Origin of the sequence: Leucobacter aridicollis (genome assembly GCF_013409595.1) — a bacterium.
Classification (GTDB): domain Bacteria; phylum Actinomycetota; class Actinomycetes; order Actinomycetales; family Microbacteriaceae; genus Leucobacter; species Leucobacter aridicollis.
Genome location: NZ_JACCBD010000001.1, coordinates 19,593 through 44,988, shown reverse-complemented (window position 1 = coordinate 44,988; position 25,396 = coordinate 19,593). Strand labels below are relative to the sequence as shown.

Annotated in this window: 18 protein-coding genes and 1 tRNA gene; 11 read left to right on the top strand and 8 right to left on the bottom strand. The window is 67.4% G+C overall.

Going from position 1 to position 25,396, the window contains the following annotated elements:
• Positions 1-122: 122 nt before the first annotated feature.
• Complete coding sequence (locus BJ960_RS00185) at positions 123-1,454, top strand: acyltransferase family protein (protein WP_185985771.1); 1,332 nt, start codon at positions 123-125, stop codon at positions 1,452-1,454.
• Here BJ960_RS00185 and BJ960_RS00180 read toward each other — a convergent pair.
• From BJ960_RS00180 to BJ960_RS00165, 4 genes are all read right to left on the bottom strand, one after another.
• Complete coding sequence (locus BJ960_RS00180) at positions 1,418-2,371, bottom strand: 1,4-dihydroxy-2-naphthoate polyprenyltransferase (RefSeq protein ID WP_121074567.1); 954 nt, start codon at positions 2,369-2,371, stop codon at positions 1,418-1,420. The two genes, BJ960_RS00185 and BJ960_RS00180, sit on opposite strands and share 37 nt — an antisense overlap.
• Entirely contained in the window at positions 2,368-3,612 is a 1,245-nt protein-coding gene (locus tag BJ960_RS16505; protein WP_307814719.1) for an AMP-binding protein, read from the bottom strand. Before BJ960_RS16505 ends, BJ960_RS00180 begins: the two co-directional genes overlap by 4 nt.
• 63 nt (positions 3,613-3,675) lie before the next feature.
• A complete protein-coding gene (locus tag BJ960_RS00170; RefSeq protein ID WP_185985770.1) occupies positions 3,676-4,590 on the bottom strand; it encodes a 1,4-dihydroxy-2-naphthoyl-CoA synthase in 915 nt (304 codons plus the stop codon).
• 46 nt (positions 4,591-4,636) lie between these two features.
• Positions 4,637-5,440, bottom strand: coding sequence for a VIT1/CCC1 transporter family protein (locus BJ960_RS00165; protein WP_185985769.1), 804 nt, complete (start codon positions 5,438-5,440; stop codon positions 4,637-4,639).
• A 190-nt stretch (positions 5,441-5,630) separates the two neighbouring features.
• Here BJ960_RS00165 and BJ960_RS00160 point away from each other — a divergent pair, with 190 nt between their 5' ends.
• Positions 5,631-6,656 carry an o-succinylbenzoate synthase gene (locus BJ960_RS00160; protein ID WP_185985768.1) on the top strand — a complete coding sequence of 342 codons (1,026 nt, stop codon included), beginning with the start codon at positions 5,631-5,633 and terminating at the stop codon, positions 6,654-6,656.
• Here the strand turns inward: BJ960_RS00160 and BJ960_RS00155 are convergent.
• From BJ960_RS00155 to BJ960_RS00145, 3 genes are all read right to left on the bottom strand, one after another.
• Entirely contained in the window at positions 6,653-8,395 is a 1,743-nt protein-coding gene (locus tag BJ960_RS00155) for an AMP-binding protein (RefSeq protein ID WP_372430611.1), read from the bottom strand. The two genes, BJ960_RS00160 and BJ960_RS00155, sit on opposite strands and share 4 nt — an antisense overlap.
• Before the next feature lie 81 nt (positions 8,396-8,476).
• Positions 8,477-11,566 carry a DUF2207 domain-containing protein gene (locus tag BJ960_RS00150; protein ID WP_185985767.1) on the bottom strand — a complete coding sequence of 1,030 codons (3,090 nt, stop codon included), beginning with the start codon at positions 11,564-11,566 and terminating at the stop codon, positions 8,477-8,479.
• 35 nt (positions 11,567-11,601) lie between these two features.
• Positions 11,602-12,147: an adenine phosphoribosyltransferase gene (locus tag BJ960_RS00145; protein ID WP_185988068.1), complete on the bottom strand. Its 546-nt coding sequence runs from the start codon at positions 12,145-12,147 to the stop codon at positions 11,602-11,604.
• Between the two features lie 143 nt (positions 12,148-12,290).
• Between BJ960_RS00145 and BJ960_RS00140 the strand changes: the two genes are divergently transcribed.
• The 9 genes from BJ960_RS00140 to BJ960_RS17085 all read left to right on the top strand — a co-directional run bounded on the left by BJ960_RS00140 (position 12,291) and on the right by BJ960_RS17085 (position 24,679).
• Positions 12,291-13,892 carry a fatty acyl-CoA synthetase gene (locus BJ960_RS00140; RefSeq protein ID WP_185985766.1) on the top strand — a complete coding sequence of 534 codons (1,602 nt, stop codon included), beginning with the start codon at positions 12,291-12,293 and terminating at the stop codon, positions 13,890-13,892.
• A gap of 49 nt (positions 13,893-13,941) precedes the next feature.
• Positions 13,942-14,015, top strand: a tRNA-Arg gene (locus tag BJ960_RS00135).
• 215 nt (positions 14,016-14,230) lie between these two features.
• The gene (locus BJ960_RS00130; protein WP_237463778.1) at positions 14,231-16,471 is read left to right on the top strand and encodes a bifunctional alpha,alpha-trehalose-phosphate synthase (UDP-forming)/trehalose-phosphatase; all 2,241 of its coding nucleotides are present in this window, start codon (positions 14,231-14,233) and stop codon (positions 16,469-16,471) included.
• 109 nt (positions 16,472-16,580) lie between these two features.
• The gene (locus tag BJ960_RS00125) at positions 16,581-17,639 is read left to right on the top strand and encodes an iron-containing redox enzyme family protein (RefSeq protein ID WP_307814720.1); all 1,059 of its coding nucleotides are present in this window, start codon (positions 16,581-16,583) and stop codon (positions 17,637-17,639) included.
• Positions 17,636-17,845, top strand: a complete 210-nt coding sequence (locus BJ960_RS00120) for a CDGSH iron-sulfur domain-containing protein (protein ID WP_185985764.1) — start codon at positions 17,636-17,638, stop codon at positions 17,843-17,845. Before BJ960_RS00125 ends, BJ960_RS00120 begins: the two co-directional genes overlap by 4 nt.
• Before the next feature lie 270 nt (positions 17,846-18,115).
• Positions 18,116-18,367, top strand: coding sequence for a hypothetical protein (locus BJ960_RS00115; protein ID WP_185985763.1), 252 nt, complete (start codon positions 18,116-18,118; stop codon positions 18,365-18,367).
• A 397-nt stretch (positions 18,368-18,764) separates the two neighbouring features.
• Positions 18,765-18,959, top strand: a complete 195-nt coding sequence (locus BJ960_RS00110; RefSeq protein ID WP_185985762.1) for a hypothetical protein — start codon at positions 18,765-18,767, stop codon at positions 18,957-18,959.
• A gap of 1,932 nt (positions 18,960-20,891) precedes the next feature.
• Positions 20,892-22,778 carry an Ig-like domain-containing protein gene (locus BJ960_RS00105; RefSeq protein ID WP_185985761.1) on the top strand — a complete coding sequence of 629 codons (1,887 nt, stop codon included), beginning with the start codon at positions 20,892-20,894 and terminating at the stop codon, positions 22,776-22,778.
• A gap of 782 nt (positions 22,779-23,560) precedes the next feature.
• Positions 23,561-24,679 (top strand): glycosyltransferase, encoded by a 1,119-nt coding sequence (locus tag BJ960_RS17085; RefSeq protein WP_185985760.1) that lies wholly within the window; start codon positions 23,561-23,563, stop codon positions 24,677-24,679.
• A 1-nt stretch (position 24,680) separates the two neighbouring features.
• Here BJ960_RS17085 and BJ960_RS00095 read toward each other — a convergent pair whose 3' ends face one another.
• Positions 24,681-25,325, bottom strand: coding sequence for a GntR family transcriptional regulator (locus tag BJ960_RS00095; RefSeq protein ID WP_185985759.1), 645 nt, complete (start codon positions 25,323-25,325; stop codon positions 24,681-24,683).
• Between the last annotated feature and the right edge of the window lie 71 nt (positions 25,326-25,396).

Genomic DNA, 25,396 nt, shown 5'->3' with positions numbered 1-25,396 from the left:
AAGGCCGGGTGCAGGCTCAGGGGCTCCCCTAGTCCCCAGGTAGGGGCACCGATTCGCTCCCACAGGTGACGCGCCGACCCGCACCGTGGCGGGACGCTTGGGGTCTGCCCGAAAGGAACCCCATGTCGCTCATCAGCATTCCCCCGGCCCCGGCCGCCCCGTCCCCCGGCAGGGACCCCCGCGGCGCAGGCACGGCACCCGCCCGCGACGCCGCCGTCGACCTCACTCGGGCGGCCTGCCTGCTCGCGGTCGTCGTGGTGCACGCGCTCATGGTGGGCGTGAGCGTGCAGGGCGGCGAGGTCGTGCTCGAGAACGCGCTCGAGTCCTGGGGCGGCTTCACGGTCTTCTCGTGGTGCGCCCAGATGATGCCGCTGTTCTTCATCGCTGGCGGCTTCGCGTCGGCGACGCACTACAGGCGTGTCAGCGCCCAGGGCGCCACCCCCTCAGGCTACGTCGTGGCCCGGCTCGGCAGGCTCCTCCCGATCCCGCTCCTGGCGGCGACGGCGACGGCCCTCGTGCTGGGCGGGCTCTCGGTCGCCGGGGTCAGCCCCGAGATCGTCGCGGCCGCCGGCTGGCGGATGAGTCAGCCCCTGTGGTTCCTCGGCGTGTACGTCCTGTGTTCGGCGCTGGTCCCGGCGATGCTCGCGCTCCACGAGCGTGCCCCGCGGCTCACGCTTGGCGCGCTCGGGGCCGGAATCGTCGTGGTCGACCTCGTGCGGCTCGCGACCGGCGTCGACGCTGTCGGCTTCGCGAACCTCGCGTTCGTCTGGCTGTTCGTGCAGCAGCTCGGCTTCCTCCTCGCTGACGGGGTCACCGCAGGGCCCCGGGCTGCGGCAGCGGCACTCGCTGGCGCCGGCCTGTGGATCGCGGTCGGGGCGTCCCCGGCAAACCTGTTCGGGGCGCTCAATCCGCCGACGGCGGTGCTCGCCCTCCTCGGGGTCGTCCAACTCGCGGCGTTCACTGCCCTCCGGCCGGCGCTCACCCGCCTCGCGACGCTGCCCGCGTTCAGCCGCGGCGCGGCAGCAGTCAACGGGCGCGCCATGACGATCTACTCCTGGCACATGTCGGCGACCGTGCTCCTCGCCGGCGCGCTGCTCGTCGCAGCCCACCTGGGCGGCAGCGCGGAGACGGCGCTCCCCCTCCCGCTCAGCAGCGAGTGGTGGCTGTCGCGACCGCTCTGGCTTGTCACGGTCGCGGCGGTCGTCGCGTGCACGGTGACGGCTGCGACACGGCTCGAGCGGCGCCTGGTCCCGCGGCTGCGCTTCGTCACGCATCCCGCCCCGGCGCGAACGCTGCTCGCGGTGCTGTGCGGTGCTGGCGGGGTGCTCGTGGTGCTCGCGGCGACCGGGTCGCTCACCGCCTGGCTCTCAGGGGCCGCCCTGATTGCGGCCGCAATCGGGCTGTGCCTCGATCGGCGTCAGAAGGCGAACGCCGCGCCGAGCAGCAGGCCGTAGCCGAGCGCGGCGAAGCTCGTGAGCTGCAGCACGATGATGAGCTCGCGCGCCGTCCGGGCGGTGAGCGTAATGATGATCGCGGGAATCGCTGCGGCGAGCACGAACCACACGAGCAGCATGCCCGAGTAGGCCCAGCCGTACAGCAGCGGCACCGCGAACGGCAGCACCATGCACACGACGTAGAGCACGCGGGTCCAACGCTCGCCGATCCTGACGGCGAGCGTTCGCTTGCCAGCCGCGCGGTCTGTCGGAATGTCGCGCAGGTTGTTCACGACGAGCACCGCGACGGCGAAGAAGCCGACGCCGGCGCCCGCGACCCACATCTCCTGGTTCGAGATCTCAGTCTGCAGCCACACGGTTCCGACGGTCGCGACGATGCCGAAGAAGACGAACACGACGAGCTCGCCGAGGCCCGCGTACCCGTAGGGCCGCTTGCCTCCCGTGTAGAACCAGGCGGCGATGATCGCGACGACGCCGACGGCGAGGAACCACCAGCGGCCGCTGATCACGACGGCCGCGAGCCCCGCGACCGCGGCGAGGCCGAAGAAGACGAGCGCGAGGGTGAGCACGTGCTTCGGGTTCACCCTGCCCGAGCCGGTCAGCCGCGCGGGACCGACCCGGAACGCGTCGGTGCCGCGCACTCCGTCGGAGTAGTCATTCGCGTAGTTCACGCCGATCTGCAGCAGCAGTGCGACGGCGAGCGCGAGCAGGCTCAGCGTGAGCGAGAACGCCTGCAGCATGTGGGCGATGCCAGCGCCGACGGCGACGGGGGCGATCGCGAGCGGCAGCGTTCGCAGGCGGGCGCCCGATACCCAGTCGCGCCAGGTGACGTGCGCGGTCTCGCCGGCCTCGATGAGGTCGTCCGCCGCCGCGCGCAGCGCAGGGTTGCCTGACCGCTTCGGGTTCTTCGTGCTCACTCTGTCTCCCCTTCGTCGGCCCCGCGGGGCTGCTCGGCGCGGTCGTCGCGCAGCCGCGCAAAGCTTGCCCGCAGGCTCCGAAGCCACGCTTCGATGGCTGGCAGGTCTGGTTTGCCGCCCGGCAGGCGCGGCATGCGCTCGGTCTCGTTCGCCCACTCGGGTGCCGCGGCGGCCCCGAGCTTCGACCGGATCCCCTCGCGCACCTCGTCGAAGGGCACGGCGGCGGGGTCGACCTCGACGACGAGGACTGGCCGCTCGCCCCACTCCGAGTGCTCGGTGGCGAGCGCGACCGCGCTGCCCCAGCCGGGGTACTCGCGGGCGACCCGCTCGATCTCGTCGAGCGAGACGTTCACGCCGCCGGAAATGACGACCCTGTCGAGCCGCCCGGTGACTGTCAGCATGCCGCCGAGCAGCTCGCCGGCGTCGCCCGTGCGGTACCAGCGGACGGGTTCTCCGTCGCGGTTGGGCTCGGTGATGAAGCGTGCTCCGGTCTGTGCCTCGTCGCCGAGGTACCCGAGCGCGAGCGTCGGCCCGGCGAGCTGCACCTCGCCACCGCGGATGCGCACGAGCGTGTCGCCGATTTCGACGCCGTCGTAGACGCAGCCACCGGCGGTCTCGGTCATGCCGTAGGAGCGGCGGAGGCTCACGCCGAGCGCGTGGGCGCGCCTGCGCAGCTCGAGCGATACGGCCTGGCCGCCGACGAGCACGGCGTCGAACCGGCGGAGCGTCTCAGCGGCGTCGGCATCGTCCTCGGCGAGGTCGAGCAGTCGCGCGAGCTGCACCGGCACGAGCGAGACGTAGCGTCGCTCGTGATCGAGCTGCTCGGCGGCGTCGAGGAGCTGGCGGGCGTCGGCACCGTCTGGCGCGAAGACGGGTTCGGTGCGGGCGACGGCGCTGCGCACGAGCATCTGTAGCCCGGAGATGAGCTGGGTCGGGAGGGCGACGAGCCACTGGCCGGGCCCACCGAGCGCCTCGTGGGTCGCCATCGCGCTGTCGACGAGCGCCGACCGCGAGAGCGCGACCGCTTTCGGGATCCCGCTTGATCCCGATGTGCGCACAACGACGGCGAGGTCGGCCGGCAGCGGAAGCGAACGGATCCGTTCGACGTCGGAGTCGCCCGGGTCCTGGCCCGGCGCGAGCGGCAGGATCGGAGCACCTCCCGCGAGTGCGTCGTCGAGCGCGGCGATGAGCCAGGCTCGATCCTCAACTGGGATCGCGCGAAGAACGTGGTGGGCCGTCACCCCCCTAGGGTACCGCGCCCGGATGGGTGGCGGGCGCGGCAGGCGCCGCCCCGCCCGCGTTCCCTAGTAGTGGTACGGGAACGGCGACCAATCAGGATCGCGCTTCTCGAGGAAGGAGTCGCGGCCCTCGACGGCCTCGTCAGTGCCGTACGCGAGTCGGGTCGTCTCTCCAGCGAAGAGCTGCTGGCCAACGATCCCGTCGTCGACAGCGTTCATCGCGTACTTCAGCATGCGGATCGCGGTGGGCGACTTGCCGAGGATCGTGCGCGCCCACTCGATGCCGGTCGTCTCGAGTTCCGCGTGCGGCACGACCTCATTCACGGCGCCGATCTCGCGGGCGCGCTCGGCGTCGTATTCGCGGGCGAGGAAGAAGATCTCGCGGGCGTTCTTTTGGCCGACCTGCTTCGCGAAGTACGCACTGCCGTAGCCAGCGTCGAAGGACCCGACGTCGGCGTCGGTCTGCTTGAACTTTGCATGCTCGCGGCTCGCGATCGTCAGGTCGCAGACCACGTTGAGCGAGTGCCCACCGCCGGCGGCCCAGCCGGGGACGAGCGCGATGACGACCTTCGGCATGAACCGGATGAGACGCTGCACCTCGAGGATGTGCAGTCGTCCGGCGCGTGCGAGGGCCTCAGGGCCGACAGCGGTCTCGGAGTCCGAGTACTTGTAGCCGTCGCGGCCACGGATGCGCTGGTCGCCGCCCGAGCAGAATGCCCAGCCGCCGTCCTTTTGGCTCGGCCCGTTGCCGGTGAGCAGCACGACGCCAACCTTCGGATTGACGCGCACGCGATCGAGCGCGTCGAACAGCTCGTCGACGGTGTGTGGACGGAACGCGTTGCGCACCTCCGGCCTATCGAACGCGACGCGGGCGATGCGCCCGTCGAGGCTGAGGTGCGCGGTGATGTCGGTGTAGCCCTCGGCGCCGGGGGCAACCTCCCAGACGCTCGGGTCGAAGATGTCAGAAACCTGTGTGGTCATGCCCCCAGCCTATTCGGCTGGGGGCACTTCCGCGTCGCCTTCGCGGCTAGCCGACGGCGACGCCGAACAGCAGGCCGATGAGGTAGGTCGCGACCATCGTCGCCCCGCCCATGAGCACGTTGCGCAGGATCGCGCGGGCACGCGGGGCCTCTCCGAGTGCGGCCGAGATCCAGCCGGTGAGCACGAGACCGATGAGCACGGCGAGGCCGGCCGCCGGGATCCTGCCGGCGCCGAGCGGCAGCAGGATCATGAGCAGCGGCAGCAGCCCACCGATCGTGAATGCGATGAACGACGAGATGGCCGCGGCCCAGGGGCTCGTGTATTCCTCGGGGTCGATGCCGAGTTCCACCTCGGCGTGCGCGGCGAGTGCGTCGTGCTCGCTGAGCTCTCGTGCGACCTCGGTCGCGAGCGCAGCGGACACGCCGCGACGGCGGTAGAACCCGGCGAGGCCCCGGAGTTCCTCCGCTGGGCGCTCGGCAAGCGAGCGGCGCTTCTGGTCGATGAGCGCCTTCTCGGTGTCGCGCTGCGTGCTCACCGAGACGTACTCGCCGCCGGCCATGGAGAACGCGCCAGCGACGAGCGCCGCGACGCCCGCTGTCGCGACCGCCACCGTGTTGCCGGGGGTCGCCGCCGCGACGCCGATGACCACGCCGGCGACGGAGACGATGCCGTCGTTCGCGCCGAGCACGCCAGCGCGCAGCCAGTTGAGTTTCTGGCCGATACGCGCCGAGCGCGGCTCCCCGCCCGCCGGCCCGTCGGGCGTCGAGCCGGGGAGTGCGCCTGTCTGCTCGGGCGCCTGCACGGACGCCACGGAATCGATGTCGCTGCGGCGAGTTGCTTCGAGTGTCATGGGTCTCCCTCCCCCGGTGTGCGGGTTGTTCTGCGCTCAAGTGTCCTCCCATTCGAGGCCGCCCGCAAGCAAGGGAAGGCTAGCCTTTCCCCTGGTCAGGGCCATTTTCTTAGGCTTACCTTCGTCGGACGAATGGCTTGCGCGGAGGCGCCCTGGCCGGGCCGCCTGGCCCGGGTGAGACAATCGATGCATGGCTACCGCGCAGCTCCCAGAGTCGCCCCTCCCACCGCTCGCTGAGCTGCACGATGCCGCGCGCGTCGTGTCGATCCCCACCCGCACGCGCTTCCGCGGCATCTCCACCCGCGAGGCCGTCATCTTCGTCGGCCCGCTGGGCGCAGCGGAGTTTTCACCGTTCGTCGAGTACGCGGACGACGAGAGCTCCCGCTGGCTCGCGGCCGCGCTCGAGTACGGGTGGGCCGAGCCGGCACCGCCGTTGCGCTCCGCGATCGACGTCAACGCGACGGTGCCGGCCGTGCCCGCCAAGCAGGTGCCAGCGGTGCTCGCCCGATTCCCCGGCTGCCGCACCGCGAAGGTGAAGGTCGCCGAGCGCGGCCAGGAGCTCGCGGACGACATCGCCAGGGTGCGGGCGGTCCGAGAGGCGATGGGGGCCGATGCGTTCGTGCGCGTCGACGCAAACGGCGGGTGGTCGGTCGACGCGGCCGCCGAGGCGCTCACGACGCTCGCGCCGTTCGGGCTCGACTACGCCGAGCAGCCGTGCGCCACCGTTGCCGAACTCGCCGAGCTGCGCTCGCGGCTCACGCGAGCCGGGGTGCCGGTGCGCATCGCGGCGGACGAGAGCGTGCGCAAGGCGGAAGACCCGCTCGCGGTGGCGCGCTCGGGCGCCGCGGACCTCATCGTTGTGAAGGCCCAACCGTTGGGAGGCATCGCACCGGCACTCGCCATCATCGAGGAGGCGCAGCTGCCGGTCATCGTGTCGAGCGCGCTCGACACCTCGGTCGGCATTTCCATGGGGCTGCACCTCGCGGCCGCACTGCCCGCAGGGATGCTCGCGGGCGCGTGCGGGCTCGGCACTGTCGCGCTGCTCGCGGGAGACGTCGCGCAGGATCCGATGATCCCCGTCAAGGGCGTGCTCAGCGTGCGGCGCCCCACCCTCGACGAGGGTGCGCTCGAGCGCTTCCGGGCGACCCCGGACCGCGAGCGCTGGTGGCTTGAGCGGATCGAGCGCTGCTACGCGGCGCTCGCGGCCCGAGCCTAGGCGTCCTTCAGATCCGGGAAGTCTTCCTCGCGCCACTCCGAGGCGACCCGCTCGCCGGCGGCGTGAGCCGCCTCCTCGCGCTGCCGGAGCTCGACGCGGCGAATCTTGCCCGACGTCGTCTTGGGGAGCTCGAAGAATTCCACGCGCCGCACCCGCATGTACGCGGGGAGCGCCCGGCGGGAATGCAGCAGTACCTCTCTCGCCGTCGCTTCCGTCGCCTCCACTCCAGCTGCGAGTGACACGTACGCCTTCGTCACGTTGAGCCTGGTGTCGTCGGGAGCGCCAACGACGGCGGCCTCGGCGACGAAATCGTGTTCGAGCATCACGCTCTCCACCTCAAACGGCGAGACCTTGAAGTCGCTGGCCTTGAAGATATCGTCGGTGCGGCCAACGAACGTCAACGAGCCGTTCTCGTCCCGCTGCGCGACGTCGCACGTGTGGTAGAGGCCGCCCTCGAACGCCTCGGCCGTCGCGTCCGGGTTACCGAAGTACTCCGTCATGAGGTTCACTGGGCGGGCCGCGCCGCTTCCGCCGTCCTCAGGCCCGAGGCGCAGGCATACCTCGCCCTCGTCGCCCTCCTCGCCAGTCATCGGGTCGACAAGCACGATATCGACGCCGGGAAGCGGCCTGCCCATCGCGCCAGGAACGACGGCCTCGCCTGGCATGTTGCCGATCGTCGCCGTCGTCTCGGTCTGCCCGTAGCCGTCGCGGAGCACGAGGCCCCACCCCTGCTCGATGCGCGAGATGACCTCGGGGTTGAGCGGCTCGCCAGCCGAGACGACCTCGCGCAGCGCCGACGGCTTCGAGCCGAGGTCGCTCTGGATGAGCATGCGCCACACCGTCGGCGGGGCGCAGAAGCTCGTCACGCCGACGCGGTCGAGTTCGGCGATGATCCGCTCCGCCTTGAATTTCCCATAGTTCGCGACATACACCGTCGCGCCAGCGTTCCACGGCCCGAAGAAACTCGACCACGCATGCTTCGCCCAGCCCGGCGCGCTGATCACCGAGTGGATGTCGCCCGGACGCACCCCGAGCCACGCCATCGTGGTGAAGTGCCCGAGCGGGTAGCTCGTGTGCGAGTGGACGGCGATCTTCGGCAGCTTCGTCGTGCCGGAGGTGAAGTACAAGAGCGCCGGGTCGACGCTCCTCGTCTGCTTCACGATCGGCGCGAGCGACGCCGAGCGCGACTCCTCGAAACGCTCCCAGTCGTAGAGGGCCGCACGCTGGTCCATCGTGCCCGTATCAATGCGCACGCCGACGCGGCGGAAACCGCCGGGGATTCCGGCGAACTTCACCGCGTCCTCGGGCCCGGCGAACACCCAGTTCACCTTGCCGCGTTCGACCCTGTCAACGAGCTCCTGGGTTCCGAGCACGACGGAGGTGGGGAGGATCACGACGCCAAGCTTCATCGCCGCAAGCATGATCTCCCAGAGCTCGACGTGGTTGCCGAGCATCAGCATCGCAATGTCGCCGCGCTGAGCCCCGAGCTTCCGCAGCCAGTTCGCCACCTGATCGGATCGGGCTTTCAGCTCGCGGAAGCTGCGCTTGACCTCGGTGCCGTCTTCCTCGGCGATCCACAGCGCCGTCGTGTCATTGTCCATAGCGATGCGGTCGAACACGTCGTGCGCCCAGTTAAATGCGTCTCCCACGTCTGGCCAGCGGAACTCTGCCCGCGCCCGTGCGGGGTCCCCCTGAAGATCGAGAAGCTGGTCTCTTGCTGCAAAAAAGGAGTCACTCACGATCCCCAGACTACGGGGATGCCGCAAAACCGCCAGAGCGCGCAACGATCGATGGTGAATTGTGATCCACCTGCCGCGCTACTACCGAGAGTCCGCCTCCGCAGCGCCATTCCGCGCGGCTCCGGAGCCCGCGCGCACGACCGCGACCCACTGCGCGACCACCGCCGCCCACATCATGAGCGAGCAGGCAACGAGCGCGGGGACCACCGCGGAGTCGCCCTGCATCGGCCCGGTGACCCACCAGAACACGACGGACTGCGCGACGGCGAGCAACGGGATGGCCGCGAACGATACGAGCGCAAGCGACGGTCCGGCCGCCCTGCCGCCTCGCAGGGCCGCGACGAAGACGCCAGCGGCAGCGGCGAGCACGGCCACGATCAGTCCGACAAGCAGCGCGAGCGGCGCGCCGGCTGCAATCCTGTAGCGTTCGGCAACCCCGTCGGCGACATTCGAGAACGTGCCTGCCGGGAAGTTGAGGGTGGCGCCCAGGTCGCCGGTGAGACCGAGCTCGTACTGGCCCAGCGTCGCGTTCAGCGCGGGGTCGACGGCATACGGCTCACCCGGCTCCCCCTCGCCGTCACCCGGGAGGGGTGCTGGGCGGGACTCGACAGCGTCGGCGTCGAGCCCCGCGATCAACGCCCCATCCGGCGCTGCCTGCTCGGACCCGACGATGAGTTCGACGCGGCCAGCGTCCGTGTACATGTCGCGCTCGGCCGACCAGGGCATGATCCCCTGCCCGCTCTCGCCCGGCATCCGGTCCGCGTCGCCGTGCCCGATCCAGCCGCCCGAACGCAGCTCAGCGGCGAGGTCGGGGGCGACGGTGAGCTGCACGCGGACCGGCCGGACGGGCTCTGAACCGTCGTAGGGATTGCCCTGATTCGAGTAGAACGTGTCGTCCCAGAACCAGTGCATCGCGGTCCAGCGCACCTGCTGGACGGCGTCACCACCGTCGCGGACCTCGACCGCCGGGCTTGCGAGAGCGTAGCGGACCTCCACCGGCAGGTCGCCGGTGAGCACCTCGCCGAGCTTCGTGGTCACTTTCGTCGTGTGTCTGCCCGCGGTCTCGACGAACGGCACTGCCGCGCCATCGACCCGCACCTCCGCCACGGCGAGGCCAAGATCCTGACCCCATCGCTCGCGCGGCCACTCACGCTCGAACTGCGGGACCGACGCTCCGCCCGGCTCGAACCCGACCGTGAGCCGCTCCGTCACGTCGAGCCGGGCGCGGCCCTGTTCGTCGCGTGCGAGCTCCGCCTCGATCTCGAAGCCCTCGGTCTGCGTCCAGATCGTTCCGCTCGCCTCCGAGGAGGGCCAGGTCAGAAACTCGGCCTGCCCGTAGGGGGCGGGCTGCGTGCTCACGAGCACAATCGATCCCGCGGCGAGCGCGCCCGCCGCGACGGTGGCCAGCAGCGCCGGCATGGCAAGAAAGTGCTCGCCGCGCCAGCCATCGGCCACGCGCCGGTCGCCGCTCTCGCGCGCGGCCTGTACGCCGACAGCGTTGCCGGCTCTGCGCGGCCGCTCGAAGAGCGTCGCGTACGGGAGCAGCGGATCGGCGAGCGGCCCGCGCTCGAGGAGCCGCGTCGCCCGCGCGAACACGTCAATGCCGCGGAGCTGCTGCGTCGCGAGCGCGCCCGCGCGAGTGAGCGGGCGCGGGCGCCAGACGGCCCAGAGCGTGACACCGGCGATCACCGTCGAGCCGAGCACGAAGGCCACCGGCCACCAGACCGCGCTGAGGATCACCTGGTGCGACAGCTGCCGCAGGATCCCCCACTGCACGAGCGTGACCGCGAGCGGGGCCAGCAGAAACGTGTCGCGCACATAGCTGTCGGGCGCCCAGCGGAGCTTCTCGGCGACCGGCTGGTCGGCGCGCGCCCAGCGCGCACGCCAGCCCGCGACCGTGGGCAGGTTGCCGAGCCGGCCAGCCCGGCGGCCGGCCCGGGCGACCGCGCGCAGCCAGCGCTCCGTGGCGTCCGCCGGCCCGCGAGCGGGGGCTGCGGCGAGCGAGGAGACGAGCTCCGCGTGGCGCGGCTTGCCCAGCAGGTCCGCCGCGAGCAGCGGCGAGAGGCCCTCCGGGGGTGAATCGCGCGCGACGAACCAGGGGTCCCCTGCCGAGTCGGCCCACACCACCCAGCGTGCGGCGAGCGCAAACAGCATGAGCCCGCCGAGCGCTGCGAGCGGGAGCAGCGGGCCCCAGGTCTGCAGCCAGAAGAGCGCCGTCTTCGGCGGTTCTGCGAAGGTGCCGTCCGCGAAGGTGAATTCGATCCACACGTCGGAGTGCGGCGGGAGCGAATCGGTGTTGTCGAAGGAGTAGGTGACGGAGCCCTCCGCCGTCTCGTCGGGCGTGAGCCAGACGTTTCCGCTGACGAGCAACCACCCGACGGCGGCGTGCGGCTGACGCACGAGCGCCGCGTCAAGCTCGGTGGGGAGCGTCACGGACACCGTGAGCCCCTTCGTGGCTTGCGGCCAGCTTGGCGCGAACAGCGGCCAGTCCCACACGTCGACCGCGTCGCCCGTGGCCGCATCTGCCTGCGAACGCGCGAGGTGATGCAGCTCGTAGCTCAGCGCGACCTCGCGCTCGCCTGCGAACGCCTCCCCCGACGGCGTGCGAACCGTGATGTCCGTGGTCGTCGGGTGGCGCTTCGCCTCCGTTCGGGCCGGCGCGCCGTCGACGGTCGCATCGAGCAGCGCGAAGCCGGTGTCCTTGCCGTCGACCTCGGTGACGAGGGTTCGCAGCACCCGGTCTTCGGGCCCGTTGACGAAGTTCGCCGTGAAACGCTCAGTCACGACCGTCGAGAACGTGCCGTCGTCCTCCCGTGCGACCCGGTAGTCGATCGCCGCGTCGCGGGCGATCCACTCGACGTCGGCGACCTCTGCGGAAGCGAGCACGTCGTCGAAGTCCATCGGCTTGTTGATGACCGGCCCGACGAGGAGCAGGATTCCGGCCGCCGCGAGCACGCCCCAGAAGACGCGGATCCCGGCGCGCAGCGCCGTGCCGCCCCGGGCGCGGAGAAATTCCTCGATGGCCCCGACGACGCTGGCCAGCCACCGGAAGAGCGGGGTGTGCGCCGGCTGCGGGTCCGGGATCCTCCCCGATCGCAGCAGATCAGGATCGGACCCCGCAAGGTCGAGGAACTCGGCGACGGCGCCGGAATGGTCTCGTCTCTGCGTCACGCGCCGCTGCCCGTCGTGGTGGTTCCGAGAGCGGCTTACTCGCCGCTCGAGAACACCGTGTGCAGGTTCGGGTCGGCGACCGCGGCGCGACCACCGAGTCCGTTGATCTCAAAGAGCACGGCGGTGCCGGCGACCGTGTACCCGAGCAGCTCGACGAGCTCGCGGGCGGCCTCGAGGGTTCCGCCCGTCGCCAGGACGTCGTCGATGAGCAGGACGCGCGTGCCAGCGGGGAGGTCGTTGTGCGCCTCGACCTCGGCGACGCCGTACTCGAGCTCGTATCCGACAGACGCCGCAGGGCGCGGCAGCTTGCCAGCCTTACGGATCGGCAGCAGCCCAGCCCCCGTCGAATACGCCGCGGCGCTCGCGAGCAGGAACCCGCGCGCCTCGAGCCCCGCGATCACGTCGAACGTGCCGAGGAACGGGGCAATGAGCGCGTCAACGGTGGCTTTGAACGCGGGGCCGTCTGCGAGCAGCGGCATGATGTCGCGGAAGATGATGCCCGGCGCCGGGTAATCGGGGATCCCAAGAATCAGCTTTTCGGCACGCTGGAGCTCGGCGCTCGGCTCAGGGAAGTGCGGCATCGCAAGCTCGTTGCTGTCAGTGTTCGTAGGCACGTACTTCATCGTACCTCCCGGCGGGGGTGGCAGTCCCCGGCGGCCGTTGCTATCGTTGCCAGCACCCCGCCCGACCGGGCGAGTACTTTACGACGAAGTGAGGTAGAACTTTGCTGTTTGACGAGGCGCTCCAGGCCACGATCTCTTCGGCTCGGGCGGACACGCTCGGCGAGCACCTCCGACGCTCGGCCGCTCGCCGCCCGCACAAGACCGCGCTCATCGACGGCGACACGACGCTCACGTTCGCCGAGCTCGACAGGCTCGCGAACCGGTTCGCCAACGCGCTCGCGGAGTGCGGCGTGCAGCCCGGAGAGCGCATCGCGCTACTCAGCCGCAACTGCTGGCAGTTCGCTGTCACGGCCTATGGCGCCGCGCGCGCGGGCGCGATCCTTGTTCCCCTGAACTTCGTTCTCACCGCGGGAGAAATCGGCCCGCTGCTCGACGTCGCCCAGCCGAAGATCCTCATCGCCCAAACCGAGCTCGTCGAGACCGGTGAGGCCGCGGTGTCGAAGTCTGGCTGGGCGGTGGCGACGCTCGTCGAGATCACCGCCGAGGCCGCAGTGGCACCCGCGCCCGGGTGGATCCCCTTCGACGAGATCCTCGCGACCTCCCGCGACGAGGCCCCCGCGCCGGTGGTCGGCGCCGATGACCCGATCCGGATCATGTTCACCAGCGGGACCGAGTCACGGCCGAAGGGTGCCGTCCATTCGAGCCGCTCGCTCGGCTCCGAGTACCTGAGCTCGGTCGTCGAGGGCGGCATGGACGGTGACGACATCGACCTTCACGCGCTCCCGCTGTACCACTGCGCCCAACTCGACTGCTTCCTCGGGCCCGACATCATGCTCGGGGTGACCAGCATCCTGCTGCCCGCGCCAGACCCCGCGACGATCCTGCGCAAGATCGCTGAGCACCGCGTCACGAAGTTCTTCGCGCCGCCGACGGTCTGGATCTCGCTCCTGCGCTCGCCCGAATTCGACGACGCCGACCTCTCCAGCCTGAAGAAGGGCTACTACGGCGCCGCAGCAATGCCCGTGGAAGTGCTGCTCGAGCTGCAGCGCCGGCTCCCGAACCTGCAGCTCTGGAACTTCTACGGCCAGACCGAGCTCGCGCCCGTCGCGACGATCCTGCCGCCCCACGAACAGCTCAGCCACGCCGGCTCGGCCGGGCGCCCCGTGCTCCACGTCGAGACCCGCGTCGTCGACGAACATGGCGAGCCCGTGCCTGTCGGCGAGGTCGGCGAGATCGTGCACCGCAGCCCCCAGCTCGCGCTCGGCTACTGGAACGCCCCCGAGCAGACCGCCGAGGCCTTCCGCGGCGGCTGGTTCCACTCCGGCGATCTCGGGGTGTTCGACGAGGACGGCAGGCTGCGGATCGTCGACCGCAGCAAGGACATGATCAACACGGGCGGCGAGAACGTCGCGAGCCGCGAGGTCGAGGAGGCGCTCTACGAGCACGCCGCGATCGCCGAGTGCGCCGTGTTCGCGACACCGCACCCGAAGTGGGTCGAGACCGTGACCGCGGCGGTCGTGCTCACCGCGGGCGCGACCGCCACCGAGGAAGAGCTGCGTGCACACACACGCGAACGGCTCGCCGCGTTCAAAGTGCCGACCGTCGTGCACGTCGTCGCGACGCTCCCGAAAAACCCGAGCGGCAAAATCCTGAAACGCGAGCTGAGAGAACGGTTCGCCGAGGATTCACCCGTCTCGTTTTGAGTTCCACGGCATTCTCGTGTAACGTATTCCAAGTTGAGAGATCAACACTGCGCCCCTAGCTCAGCTGGATAGAGCATCTGACTACGGATCAGAAGGTCAGGGGTTCGAATCCCTTGGGGCGCACGTCTAAATCCCCCGTCGCGAAAGCGGCGGGGGATTTTTCGTTCCCTGAACGCTTCGCGACGGCTTCGGCCGGGTTCAGAGCCACCTTTCCTATTTGAGGGCTATGGTGTGTGCTCATAGGGGCGGGGAAGCCAATGTGGGTGGCTCGTCGTTCGTGGATGTGAAGGAGGATTGAGCACGATATGCGGGATGTTACCGGGGGACGCGAACTGGTAATGGTGTCGAACAGGCTGCCCGTCGACTGCGTCGAGGCAGCGGACGGCACGAAGACGTGGCGGACTTCTCCCGGGGGACTCGTCACCGCCGTCGAGCCGATCGTCGAGCAACTCGGGTGTGTCTGGGTGGGCTGGGAAGGCAGCGCATCGACTGGGGGCGAGCCCTTCGAGGTGGGCTCCATGCGGCTCATTCCCGTGGAGCTCAGTGCGCGCGAGGTCGACCTGTACTACGAAGGGTTCTCGAATGCGACCCTGTGGCCGCTGTATCACGACGTCATTGCACCGCCGGAGTACCATCGCGACTGGTGGGACAGCTACGTCACAGTGAACGAGCGCTTCGCGGCACAGGTCGCGGAGGTTGCCGCGACCGGCGCGATTGTCTGGGTGCACGACTACCAACTGCAACTCGTACCCGCGATGCTTCGCAAGCTTCGCCCCGATCTCACCATCGCGTTCTTCTTGCACATTCCGTTTCCGCCGCGTGGGCTGTTCGCCCAGCTCCCCTGGCGGCGAGAGATCATCGAGGGCCTGCTCGGAGCCGACGTGCTCGGCTTCCAGCGAGCCGCAGATGCCGAGACGTTCCGGCTCACGGCGGAAGCGTTGACCGGCTGTCCGGTCCTCGGGAACCACATCGCGCTGCCCGCGCGCGATTCCTCGCCGGCGCGGGCGGTACTCGCCCAGGAGTTTCCAATATCGATCGACGCGGAAGCCTTCGCGCGGACCGCCAGTGAGCCCGAGATGCAGCGGCGCGCTCGCGAGATTCGTGCCGAGCTCGGGAATCCCGCGGTGGTCATGCTCGGCGTGGATCGCCTCGACTATACGAAGGGCATTCTGCACCGGTTCAAGGCGTTCAGCGAGCTCCTCACGGACGACGAGCTCGACCCCACTGACACGGTGCTCGTGCAGGTGGCTAGCCCGAGCAGAGAGCGCGTCGGTGCCTACATGCAGCTTCGCGACGAGGTCGAAACCGCGGTGGGCCGGATCAATGGTGAGCACGGCTCCGTCGCGCACACGCCGCTCGTCTACCTGCATCAGTCATTCGACCGTGAAGAGATGGCCGCGCTCTACCTCGCCGCGGACGTCTTGCTCGTCACGCCGTTGCGTGACGGAATGAACCTCGTGGCGAAAGAGTACGTCGCCTGCCGGACGACGGATGACGGGGTGCTTGTGCTCAGCGAGTTCGCGGGCGCGGCAGAGGAGCTCGGTGAGGCAACTCTGGTGAATCCGCACGACATCGAGGGCCTCAAAAGCGCGATCGTCCGTGCCACGACGATGCCGATCGCGGAGCAGCACCGGCGCATGCGCGCGATGCGCGCCACCGTCCGCTCGAACGATGTCGCAAACTGGGCGAGAAGCTACCTGGGGGCCGTGTCAGGCGCGGCCGACGCCCGGGAAGCTGGTCGTCCGGCCCCCACTGCTGCGGCGACAATCGGCGAGGCGTACATCCCGCGCAAGCTCGAAGAGCGGCTGCGACGGCTCGCTGCCGCACCGCAGCTCATCGTGGCCACAGATTTCGACGGCACGCTTGCGCCCCTCGTGGCGCGTCCGGCAGACGCCCGGGCGCTTCCGCGGGCGATCCGATCCCTCGACATCCTCCGGGACGCAGCCGGTGTCCAGGTGGCCCTCCTGACCGGACGGTCCCTGGAGGCGTTACACGCGACCGGGCTCGACAGCGCTGGATGGATGGTGAGCGGGTCTCACGGCCTCGAACTCAACGAGACCGCGCAACAGCTGATTGGCGAGTCGGCACCCCAGAAGTTCATGACGCCCGAGCGACAGGAGCTGCTCGAAAGCTTCACTCGACGAGTGTGGCGGGTCTTCAAGGGCGAGCCTGGCGTCCGCCTCGAGTACAAGCCGTACGGCATCGCGGTCCACACGCGTGAAGTGCCCGACAACGCGCACGCTGAGGAGCTCCTTGCCGCCGCCCGCGAGCTGGGCTCTCGCGCCGGGCTGATACCGCTCCGAGGCAAGCAAGTATGCGAGTTCTCGGTCCTCTCGTCCGACAAAGGCGTCACGCTCCGGAGAATCATGGAGCGTTTCCCCGACGCCGCCACCGTGTTCCTCGGCGATGACGTCACCGACGAGACCGCTTTTGCGGTGCTGCGCCAGGGCGATCTCGGAATCAAGGTCGGCGACGGCGCCACGCGCGCGCACGAGCGGGTCGGAACGCCCGAGTCAGCGGCGGCGGTTCTCGCGCTCCTCGCCGAGCTCAGGACGGGCGTGGTCGTCGGCTCGGCCTAGGGGCGCAGGCGTCGCAACTACACGCGCGGCTGGCGGGTGTCAAGGGCCTAGCCGGGCCGCACGAGCTGTTGGAGGATAAGCGTTCGACGTTCGAACGTAAGGAGTTTCCGTGCTGAACCGTTCAGACCTTTCAGCGGCAGCGAGCCCCCGCGCCGTGTGCGCAGCCCGCGGCCCTGCCAGTGCCGCCGTACTGGCGTATTTCGCGCCCGACGCAGACCCGGAACGTGTCGCATTGCTGCAGCATACGCTGGAGGCGCTCGGCGAAACCGACGCGGTCTCCGAGGATGAGGACTTGCAGCTCGCGCTGTTCCTGCTCTACGCATCGTCATACGGAACGATTCCCGTGTTCCCCGCCGAGCGTGAGTGGGACCCCGAAGTCATAGCCGCACGGGCAGCGATCGAGCGAGTCTTCGAGGCCGAGCTGCGACAGCGTGTGCGAGTGCCCGACCTCCCGGCCGCCGAGGCAGCCGAGGTCGCCCGCGTGCTCTTCGCCATGACGAACGACGTGAGTGGACCGAACACCGCGCTGTACTTCGCGAGGCAAGCCACGCTCGAGCAAGCCGAGGAATTTCTTGTGCAGCGGTCGATCTACACGCTGCGCGAGGCAGACCCGCACTCGCTGGCGATCCCGCGGCTCGTCGGTCGGCCCAAAGCCGCCCTCGTCGAGATTCAGGCGGACGAGTACGGAGGCGGCCGCGCTGAACGGGTGCACGCCACTATGTTCGCCCGCACGATGCGCGGCGCGGGTCTCGACAGCTCGTACGGCGCTTACATCGACGACGCGCCGGCTGTGACGCTGGCATCGCACAACACCATGTCAATGTTCGGGTTCAACCGCCGCCTTGTCGGAGCAATCGTGGGGCATCTCGCGGCGTTCGAGATGACCTCCTCGATTCCGAACCGGTTCTATGGGGACGGGTTTCGTCGCCTCGGGTTCGGCGAGGACGTGACGGCCTACTTCGACGAACACGTCGAGGCGGATGCAGTGCACGAACAGATCGCGGCGCACGACCTCGCGGGTTCGCTTGCGGAGGACCGGCCCGAATTACTCGAGGACATTCTCTTTGGGGCGGCGGCGTGCCTCATGGTGGACGGCGCCATCAGTCAGCACCTCCACGATTCTTGGTCGGCAGGACAAAGCTCGCTGCGGGAACGGAAGGCGGCATGACCGACGAGACAGCCAGCGTGACGCCCTATCCCGACGGGCCGCTCATCGTGCGAGGAGACGTTGTGCTGCTGACCCCAGCGGGAGAGGAGATCTCGAAGGGCCGCGAGACCGTCGCTCTCTGCCGCTGCGGGCTTTCCCTCATCAAGCCGTTCTGCGATGGCAGCCACAAGACGGCCGGGTTCCGCACGGACGACCGCGACAGCTAACGGTGGTCGCCGTGTGCGGCGGCCTGCTTGTCTCGCGTGCGTTGCGAGTGTGGGCACAGACCCGACTTCTCCGTCTTTCCCCTCAGTTTCTGCGCGGTGGCCAGTGGCCACTACTCAATCCTGAGCGCGCGGCCCTCAGCGCCGGATCACAGGGGAAGAATAAGGTCTACCGAGATACCTCACTATGGGCCGTAGGTGACCACGGCGCCTCGGCCTGCTCCTGCTGCGGTCGACACAGGCTGTCCGCACCTCCCGATAGAACTGCATCCCATGAACGCCGCCCTCACACACACCCAGCTCGTCAGCATCACCGAACTCTTCAACGGGTTGCACGAGCTCGGCCGCCTGCGGGTGCACGAACGAGACGCGCTCCTCGAAGCGGTTGCGACGATCCGTCAGGCTGACGAAGCGGTACCCAGGCTTGCGGAGGCCTGTCGCATCCTGCAGTTGCGCGGCTCTTTGCGGGAGGGCATCACTCGAGCGGTGGACGATATCGTCAGCCCCGCGGGAACGGCGCGGTGACCTTGGGAGAACGTCCATGCGCACGCCGGTCCCCCTTTCAACGTAATGGAGTCGGCCTGCTCCCCGGGACTGATCTGGCTCACGCCTCTCGCACGGTGAGCCCCCTGTCGAACAGGTGCGCGGGGTCGGCACGAATTGCCGCCGTCGCGGAAATCGAGAGGTAGGGTGAGCCGATGACGAACGGACGGCCGTGAAGAACTCATTCGAGAGTGTTTGAACGAGATGTCCATTTCGCCCGCGCTCAGCGTACGGGGGCACTTGGCCGAGAGGCTTGCACGCGACTCAGGCTTCCTTCCTCTGCCATTCCCGCGCGCCGTGGCACTTCTCCACCCCGGCACCCTCCCAGCCCCGAGCGGGCCGGCCCCGTTTCTCGCGCCGAACCCCCACGATGATGATCTTGACGAGGCTCAAAGTGCAGCCTTCGACAGCGCGCAACGGACGCGTCGACGAAGAGCCTGATCAGTCGACCGCGGCCGTCGGTGAGTTCCTTGGTTCCAAAGACCGTCGATCCGGGATGATCTGCGAGTTTGTCGAGCTTGGCTTCGTATCGCTCCAACGTTGGCTTGCAGCGAGCGCCCCTGGCGTGTGCTAGGCGTCAATTCCCAATGGACAAAGCCCGTCCATCTCATCAAGGGCCATCGACTACGTGTTCACGGCTCTGAGTTTGAGTTGTTATGGCAACGCTAAGCCCACGCTCTCCGGCTGCCTGTGATCGGTCCCCTCGCATAAGTAATCCCCACAGGAGGTTGAGGGGACGCCGAGCGAGCTCATCTGTGCAACGACCTCCTCCTGTGCGCTTAAACTTGCCGCTCTGGACAGCGGCAGATGCGCCACGCACCAGTGGACAATTGGGTGGTATCGGGCGTCAAGCCAAGAGGAGGCGCCCCCGAGGGAAAGCGGTTTGGTCGCCGTCGATCGTCCACTCGAAGGTGCGCTCACTTTCGGCAGTAGCGTCGAAGTTGGGGTCGAGCAAGCACACAATGTCGGTCGCTGGCGTCAGGCATGCGGGAGCTGAGGTGCAGCTGTGTATGCTGCGTCCTTTCCGTGTCGTGACGGGGCGACTCAGCTTTTAGGGAGCCGGCTAAGGATACGTATTCGATGCCTGTCGACATGCTCGGAACGATGTGGCCTTGGACGCGGAAGGACTCGACCGTGACATAGCGGCGGATGCTTCGTAAAAGCTGCTGTGCTCACCTAAGGTTGCGCGGCCGCCGCGGTCGAGGAGGGGGAAATCGCACGCGGTTCGGAAGCCTGACCAGCGCTCGCTGCCAATTATTACACCGGGTGCCGGCCGATGGCCGCACCCCTGGACGAGCGTGAACGCATCGGTGTCTTGGGTGAAGCCCGTGTCCTGGATGCCGTTCTCGTTCACAACGACCCCCGACGTGGCTTAGAGCTGGGATGTGCCGTGTCGCCCAGTTCGTGTGTGCTACCTCCGCCTAACTTTCTTTGCACAGTGGAGACGAGAACCCTCGTCAGCGGCGCGAAGCCGCAACGCCAGATCGAGGCGCCGGCCCGCCCGGCTGAGTCGAAGCGAAAGACGGGCGAGATGGCGATACCCACCTCGCTTCGAGCCGGGGAGGCCGGCGCTACCCCTAGGGACCCCTGGATCGGCTCCGGCATTGCGGGGCGTGACGTTCAGCAATGCCGGTGTTCGTCGCAAGAATGAATACCATTCTTTGCCTAAAATTTCAGAATGTTGTAATATCAAGATTGCAATGGGTTGACGGTGAAGGCTTGAACTCTCCGGCGACCCCACAGCAATACTGGAACGCATAAACGAAGCGGAGAACTCGTGAATCCTCGAATATCGATAAAGAAGGCCACGCTAGTCGGCCTCACAACAGCAATGGTCTTCGGCGGACTTGTTTCCGGAGGTTCTCCGGCCCTCGCGTTCTCCGACGAAACCGACACGGCCCGGGCGGCTTCAACTTCCCTCACAGGTAAGCTTGTATCCAAATTGACGTCTCAGTTCGGTTCCATGAAGTTCTCGGCCCAGGGAAATCTGTCGGGCTATCGATACTCCACTCTGGCCGCGGCAGAAGCCGACAGCGAGACATTTACTATCCCGAGTCCAGGCACAACCGGACCAGTCGTGCACGAGAATGGACAGTGCCTAACCGCAACCGACTTCCCAAAGCTTGCGGCGTGCAATGGAACACCTGCACAGCGGTGGGCAGTCGACCCCGACGGGGAGTTGCGACCCAGCGCCGGTGGCCGCCTCGCTACCTACACGAACCACGCGGCAGACCCTTTCTGGGTAGAGTACCGCGCAAGTTCTTCGACAAGTTCAGCGACAATGCTAGCCCTCGACCACATGATGGCGGGGCTCGAAGTCAAGGTTGAATCCACAAACGCACACGAGAGAACTGCCACCCTCTCCGGCCGCGCAACCCCAAATTCGCGGGTGGTTATCGGCGGAAGCTTCGAGGTTTCTGTAGATGCGAACGGGAACTGGAGGCATACCCTCACAAACTTGCCCCTCGGGTCTTTCGCTGTCACAGTGAAGAGCTATGTTGGGGGCTTGATCGCAGGCGAGCAGGACATTGAGATCTCCTTGGCCCTCTCGCGCATCACGGCAGACTTCTCCTTCTCCCACGCGAACTCGGCGCAGGGGACCATCACGGGCACCGGAGAGCCAGGGGCGACAATCGAGGTAACCCGCGCTGGAAGTTTGATCGCTTCGGCAGAAGTATCGTGGAACGGCAACTTTAGCGTCAGGACCCCCGCGCCCAACAAGGGCGGAGTCGACAAAATAGACGTCCTCCAACGAAGCCAAGGAACCGTCGGGCCAAACACTGTGCAGCTCACCCCGGATTATGGTGAGCCGGTCTCGATTACGTCGCCCGCAGACGGCACGGTTACCTCGGACGGCACTATTCTCTTAGAGGGGCGTGGTGTGCCCGGTGGCGACCTGACACTGAGCAACACGACGGGCGGCGGAGAGGTTGCCTCCACGGTCGTATCCGCGTCCGGATCGTGGTCCGTTGATGTTGCCGACTTGCCCAGTGGGGCAGTAGAGGTGGAGGCTAGCGTCCGCGGCCGTGGTGATAATGTTACTTCGGCCAAGGTAACGATCCACCGAGAGGACGCCCCAGTCGAGGCACTGGAGGTACTTACCCCCGCAGAAGGTGAGACGGTTCCGTCCGGCACCGTCACCTTCACCGGCACGGCAAACGCGGGCGCAAAGGTCCAGCTCGTATCGAACCAGGCCGGCGCGATCCTCGGCGAGGGCACTGCAGACGCCACCGGCAACTGGACCGCCGACGTCAACCGTGAGCTCGGCGTAGGCGACTACAAGATCATCGTCCGAAACGGCTCAACCGACGTCATTCGCAGCTTCACCGTGAAGAAGCCCGTCGTTGAGACGCTCAAGCTCACAGCGCCAGCTGAGAACTCTGTCGTCGCTCCCGGCACCGTCACCTTCACCGGCACGGCAAACGCGGGCGCAAAGGTCCAGCTCGTATCGAACCAGTCCGGCGCGATCCTCGGCGAGGGCACTGCAGACGCCACCGGCAACTGGACCGCCGACGTCAACCGTGAGCTCGGCGTAGGCGACTACAAGATCATCGTCCGAAACGGCTCAACCGACGTCATTCGCAGCTTCACCGTGAAGAAGCCCGTCGTTGAGACGCTCAAGGTCACAGCGCCAGCTGAGAACTCTGTCGTCGCTCCCGGCACCGTCACCTTCACCGGCACGGCAAACGCGGGCGCAAAGGTCCAGCTCGTATCGAACCAGGCCGGCGCGATCCTCGGCGAGGGCACTGCAGACGCCACCGGCAACTGGACCGCCGACGTCAACCGTGAGCTCGGCGTAGGCGACTACAAGATCATCGTCCGAAACGGCTCAACCGACGTCATTCGCAGCTTCACCGTGAAGAAGCCCGTCGTTGAGACGCTCAAGGTCACAGCGCCAGCTGAGAACTCTGTCGTCGCTCCCGGCACCGTCACCTTCACCGGCACGGCAAACGCGGGCGCAAAGGTCCAGCTCGTATCGAACCAGGCCGGCGCGATCCTCGGCGAGGGCACTGCAGACGCCACCGGCAACTGGACCGCCGACGTCAACCGTGAGCTCGGCGTAGGCGACTACAAGATCATCGTCCGAAACGGCTCAACCGACGTCATTCGCAGCTTCACCGTGAAGAAGCCCGTCGTTGAGACGCTCAAGGTCACAGCGCCAGCTGAGAACTCTGTCGTCGCTCCCGGCACCGTCACCTTCACCGGCACGGCAAACGCGGGCGCAAAGGTCCAGCTCGTATCGAACCAGTCCGGCAATGAGCTCGGCTCCGCTGTGGCTGCGGCCGACGGAACTTGGTCTGCAGACGTGAATCGAGATCTCCAGGCGGGAACCTACATCATCGTTGTGAAGAATGGCGCTCTCCAGCTCGATCGCGCGTTCACCGTGAAGTAGCCAACGCACTCACCACCGCTCAGGCGTGGGCCTCCGGTTTCGGCGACAAGCCTCCGGGGGCCCACGCCTGTGTCCACTCCTCACCCCGCTAGCGACGGATGCGGCTCGCCAGTATTCCTCCGTATGCTTTGGCTCACTTCGAGCCGTCGCTATGACCGCCCCTATGGCACTGCACATCCGCCTGTTCGATTGGGCCGCCTATGACGTCTCGACTGCAGCGCCGCAGACGGCGAACCTTATCGAAACATTCCCAGGGCCCTGCGCACCCTTCCACGTCCTGGTTCTGGGCCCGCTCCTCTACCGAGCCCGTCGCCCGGGGCCGGCCATCGGCGCTTCCCTTCGCCCGAGGGCGGCCACCACAACCGCAACAATCACATAAATGGTCACGGCACGTAGAAGATGTCATCGCCACGGAGGTCACCAGCATCCCAACGGAGGAAATGACCACATGCCACGAGCAATCGCACATTGGTTCCTCCGTGCAGATCGGGTCCAGTTCCAACGCTTTCATTCGAGCCAGACCTGCTAAAATATCACCATATCAGAAACCCTCGTTCTCGGCGCCCCCGCGTCAAGCGACCTCCGCAGCAGCTTAGCCTGCGCGGTTTCTGAATCGCAGAAAACAAAGGGAAGAATGGGCACAATCGGACACGAACACGGCAGTCGGTGGCACACTTTGTCGCCATCACGAACAGAAAAATTCTGATACACCAATCGACCTTTCGCACACCCATCGCGCACTGCCCCCCCCCTTGAAAACTGAACCTCACCCTGGAGCCCCAATGCACACCATCGCGCTGTTTTCCCAAAGCGCTCAACTCTCGGGAGCTGAACTCTTCCTCGCCCGAATCGCAGCGGGTTTCAACCGGGTCAACCCAATCGTTATCCTCGGGGAGGACGGCCCCCTACGCTCAATCGTCGAGGCCTCCGGCATCAAGACTTTCGTCCTCCCAGGGGGGACCCTCGGCTCCGTAGCGGGGCGGCTCCGTTGTTGCCGCCACCTCGCAGCACTCCTCCGCTCATCGGGCGCCGCCGTGCTGTACACGCACTCCGCGAAGGCACACGTGCTCGGCGGCATCGCTGGTCGCCTAGCACGAATCCCCGTAGTCTTTCACGCGCACGATCTCCTTGGACCCCCCGCACGGGGGCTGCTCGGTTCGGCGTTCATGCGATTCTGCTTCGCAATGCTGCCGAACCGCAGATTCGCAAACTCAACGTTAACGAGGGCATCGGCGGGCACTGTAGCCCGGCGTCAGTGGTCTGTTTTCCCTTGTCCAGTCCCGGACGAACTACTCGCGGAGCCATGCGTCTCAGCAGAGAACGCAGCGAACTATCGGCGAGCTCGCTTACTCGTGCTTGGTCGCATCACTGCTTGGAAAGGACAAGAGATTGCTCTCAGGGCGCTTGAGCACTTAGTCGACGCGGGACACGACGTTGAACTTCACATCGTGGGATCGCCTCAATTCCCTGGAGACGGCAAGTACGAACTCAGGCTCCACGCCCTTGCGGCCAACCCCAAGATCGCTGCCCGCGTACACTTTCGTGGCCACAGCGAAGACCCCGCCTCGGCTTTGCGGGACGCCGACATCGCACTTCACACGAGTCTCCGGCCTGAGCCCTTCGGTCAGGTCATTGTTGAAGCGATGGCAGCCGGGACCCCCATCGTTGCCGCATCAAATGCCGGCGCAATCGAATGGTTGACACCGGGCTCCGACTGCACGACCTACACCATGGGTGACGCCCGGGGCCTCGCTCGCCAAGTCAGCCACCTACTCGCGCAGCCCGACGAGGCTCGACGCATCGCCAAGAATGCCAGGCTCACGGCCGAGTCGCTTTCCGTGAAGGAGATCGGGCCACGGATCGAGAACGAACTCATTGTGGCAGCGGGCCCCAGCGCCTAAGTTACTGAGCGTGCGCGCCAACCGGGAGATGCAGCATAAACGCTTCCTCAAGCGAACTTGTCGCCGCTTCGACGTCACGCGCGCGAATGTTCTCTGCTAGTCGGGCCATAACCTTATTCGCGGTCTCACCATCAAACTGATCCACGATTCTCTGCGATTGCACGGCATATGCCAGCCCATCAGTCGACTCCCTGCAGAGCCTGATGAGCGGCTGGTTCCCGCAGGCTGCCACAAACATCTCAAATGTGGGGAACGCGAGCTCTCGAATTGCGGCACTGTCGTCGGTGGTCGCGGCCTGGGCGATGAGGTCAATGCGGCTCGCTATCCTGCCAACGGTCTCGTCATCGAGCACGGGCAACGCCAAGCGAAGTGCCCCCGAGTAGAGAACCCCAAGAGTCTGAAGCGACGCCAGGGTGTCCTCTTGGGTCGGGCTCGCGACGCGCGTGAAGCGGTTGGGTTCCATCTCGACGAGGCCCATCCTCGCGAGCTCATTGATCGCGTCGCGAATTGGGGTGCGTGACACACCAAGCCAGTCTTGGAGTTCTTTGTCGTTGAGCTTCTCGCCGGGCGCAAGCGTCCCGTCCATGATCGCGTTTCGAATGCGGTCGCGCACGGTATCACGCAGCAGCACGCGGGCGTGAGTCATGGCCGCAGGGGCGGAGGGAACAGGCACGGGGCTCCAATCACACTGAACATTCTGATATATCGGGAGTATAC

Bases quoted from the DNA above. Each gene is read 5' to 3' on its own strand.
- BJ960_RS00185 (WP_185985771.1), top strand. From the start codon at position 123: ATGTCGCTCATCAGCATTCCCCCGGCCCCGGCCGCCCCGTCCCCCGGC.
- BJ960_RS00170 (WP_185985770.1), bottom strand. From the start codon at position 4,590: ATGACCACACAGGTTTCTGACATCTTCGACCCGAGCGTCTGGGAGGTT.
- BJ960_RS00165 (WP_185985769.1), bottom strand. From the start codon at position 5,440: ATGACACTCGAAGCAACTCGCCGCAGCGACATCGATTCCGTGGCGTCC.
- BJ960_RS00160 (WP_185985768.1), top strand. From the start codon at position 5,631: ATGGCTACCGCGCAGCTCCCAGAGTCGCCCCTCCCACCGCTCGCTGAG.
- BJ960_RS00145 (WP_185988068.1), bottom strand. From the start codon at position 12,147: ATGCCGCACTTCCCTGAGCCGAGCGCCGAGCTCCAGCGTGCCGAAAAG.
- BJ960_RS00130 (WP_237463778.1), top strand. From the start codon at position 14,231: ATGGTGTCGAACAGGCTGCCCGTCGACTGCGTCGAGGCAGCGGACGGC.
- BJ960_RS00120 (WP_185985764.1), top strand. From the start codon at position 17,636: ATGACCGACGAGACAGCCAGCGTGACGCCCTATCCCGACGGGCCGCTC.
- BJ960_RS00115 (WP_185985763.1), top strand. From the start codon at position 18,116: ATGAACGCCGCCCTCACACACACCCAGCTCGTCAGCATCACCGAACTC.
- BJ960_RS17085 (WP_185985760.1), top strand. From the start codon at position 23,561: ATGCACACCATCGCGCTGTTTTCCCAAAGCGCTCAACTCTCGGGAGCT.
- BJ960_RS00095 (WP_185985759.1), bottom strand. From the start codon at position 25,325: ATGACTCACGCCCGCGTGCTGCTGCGTGATACCGTGCGCGACCGCATT.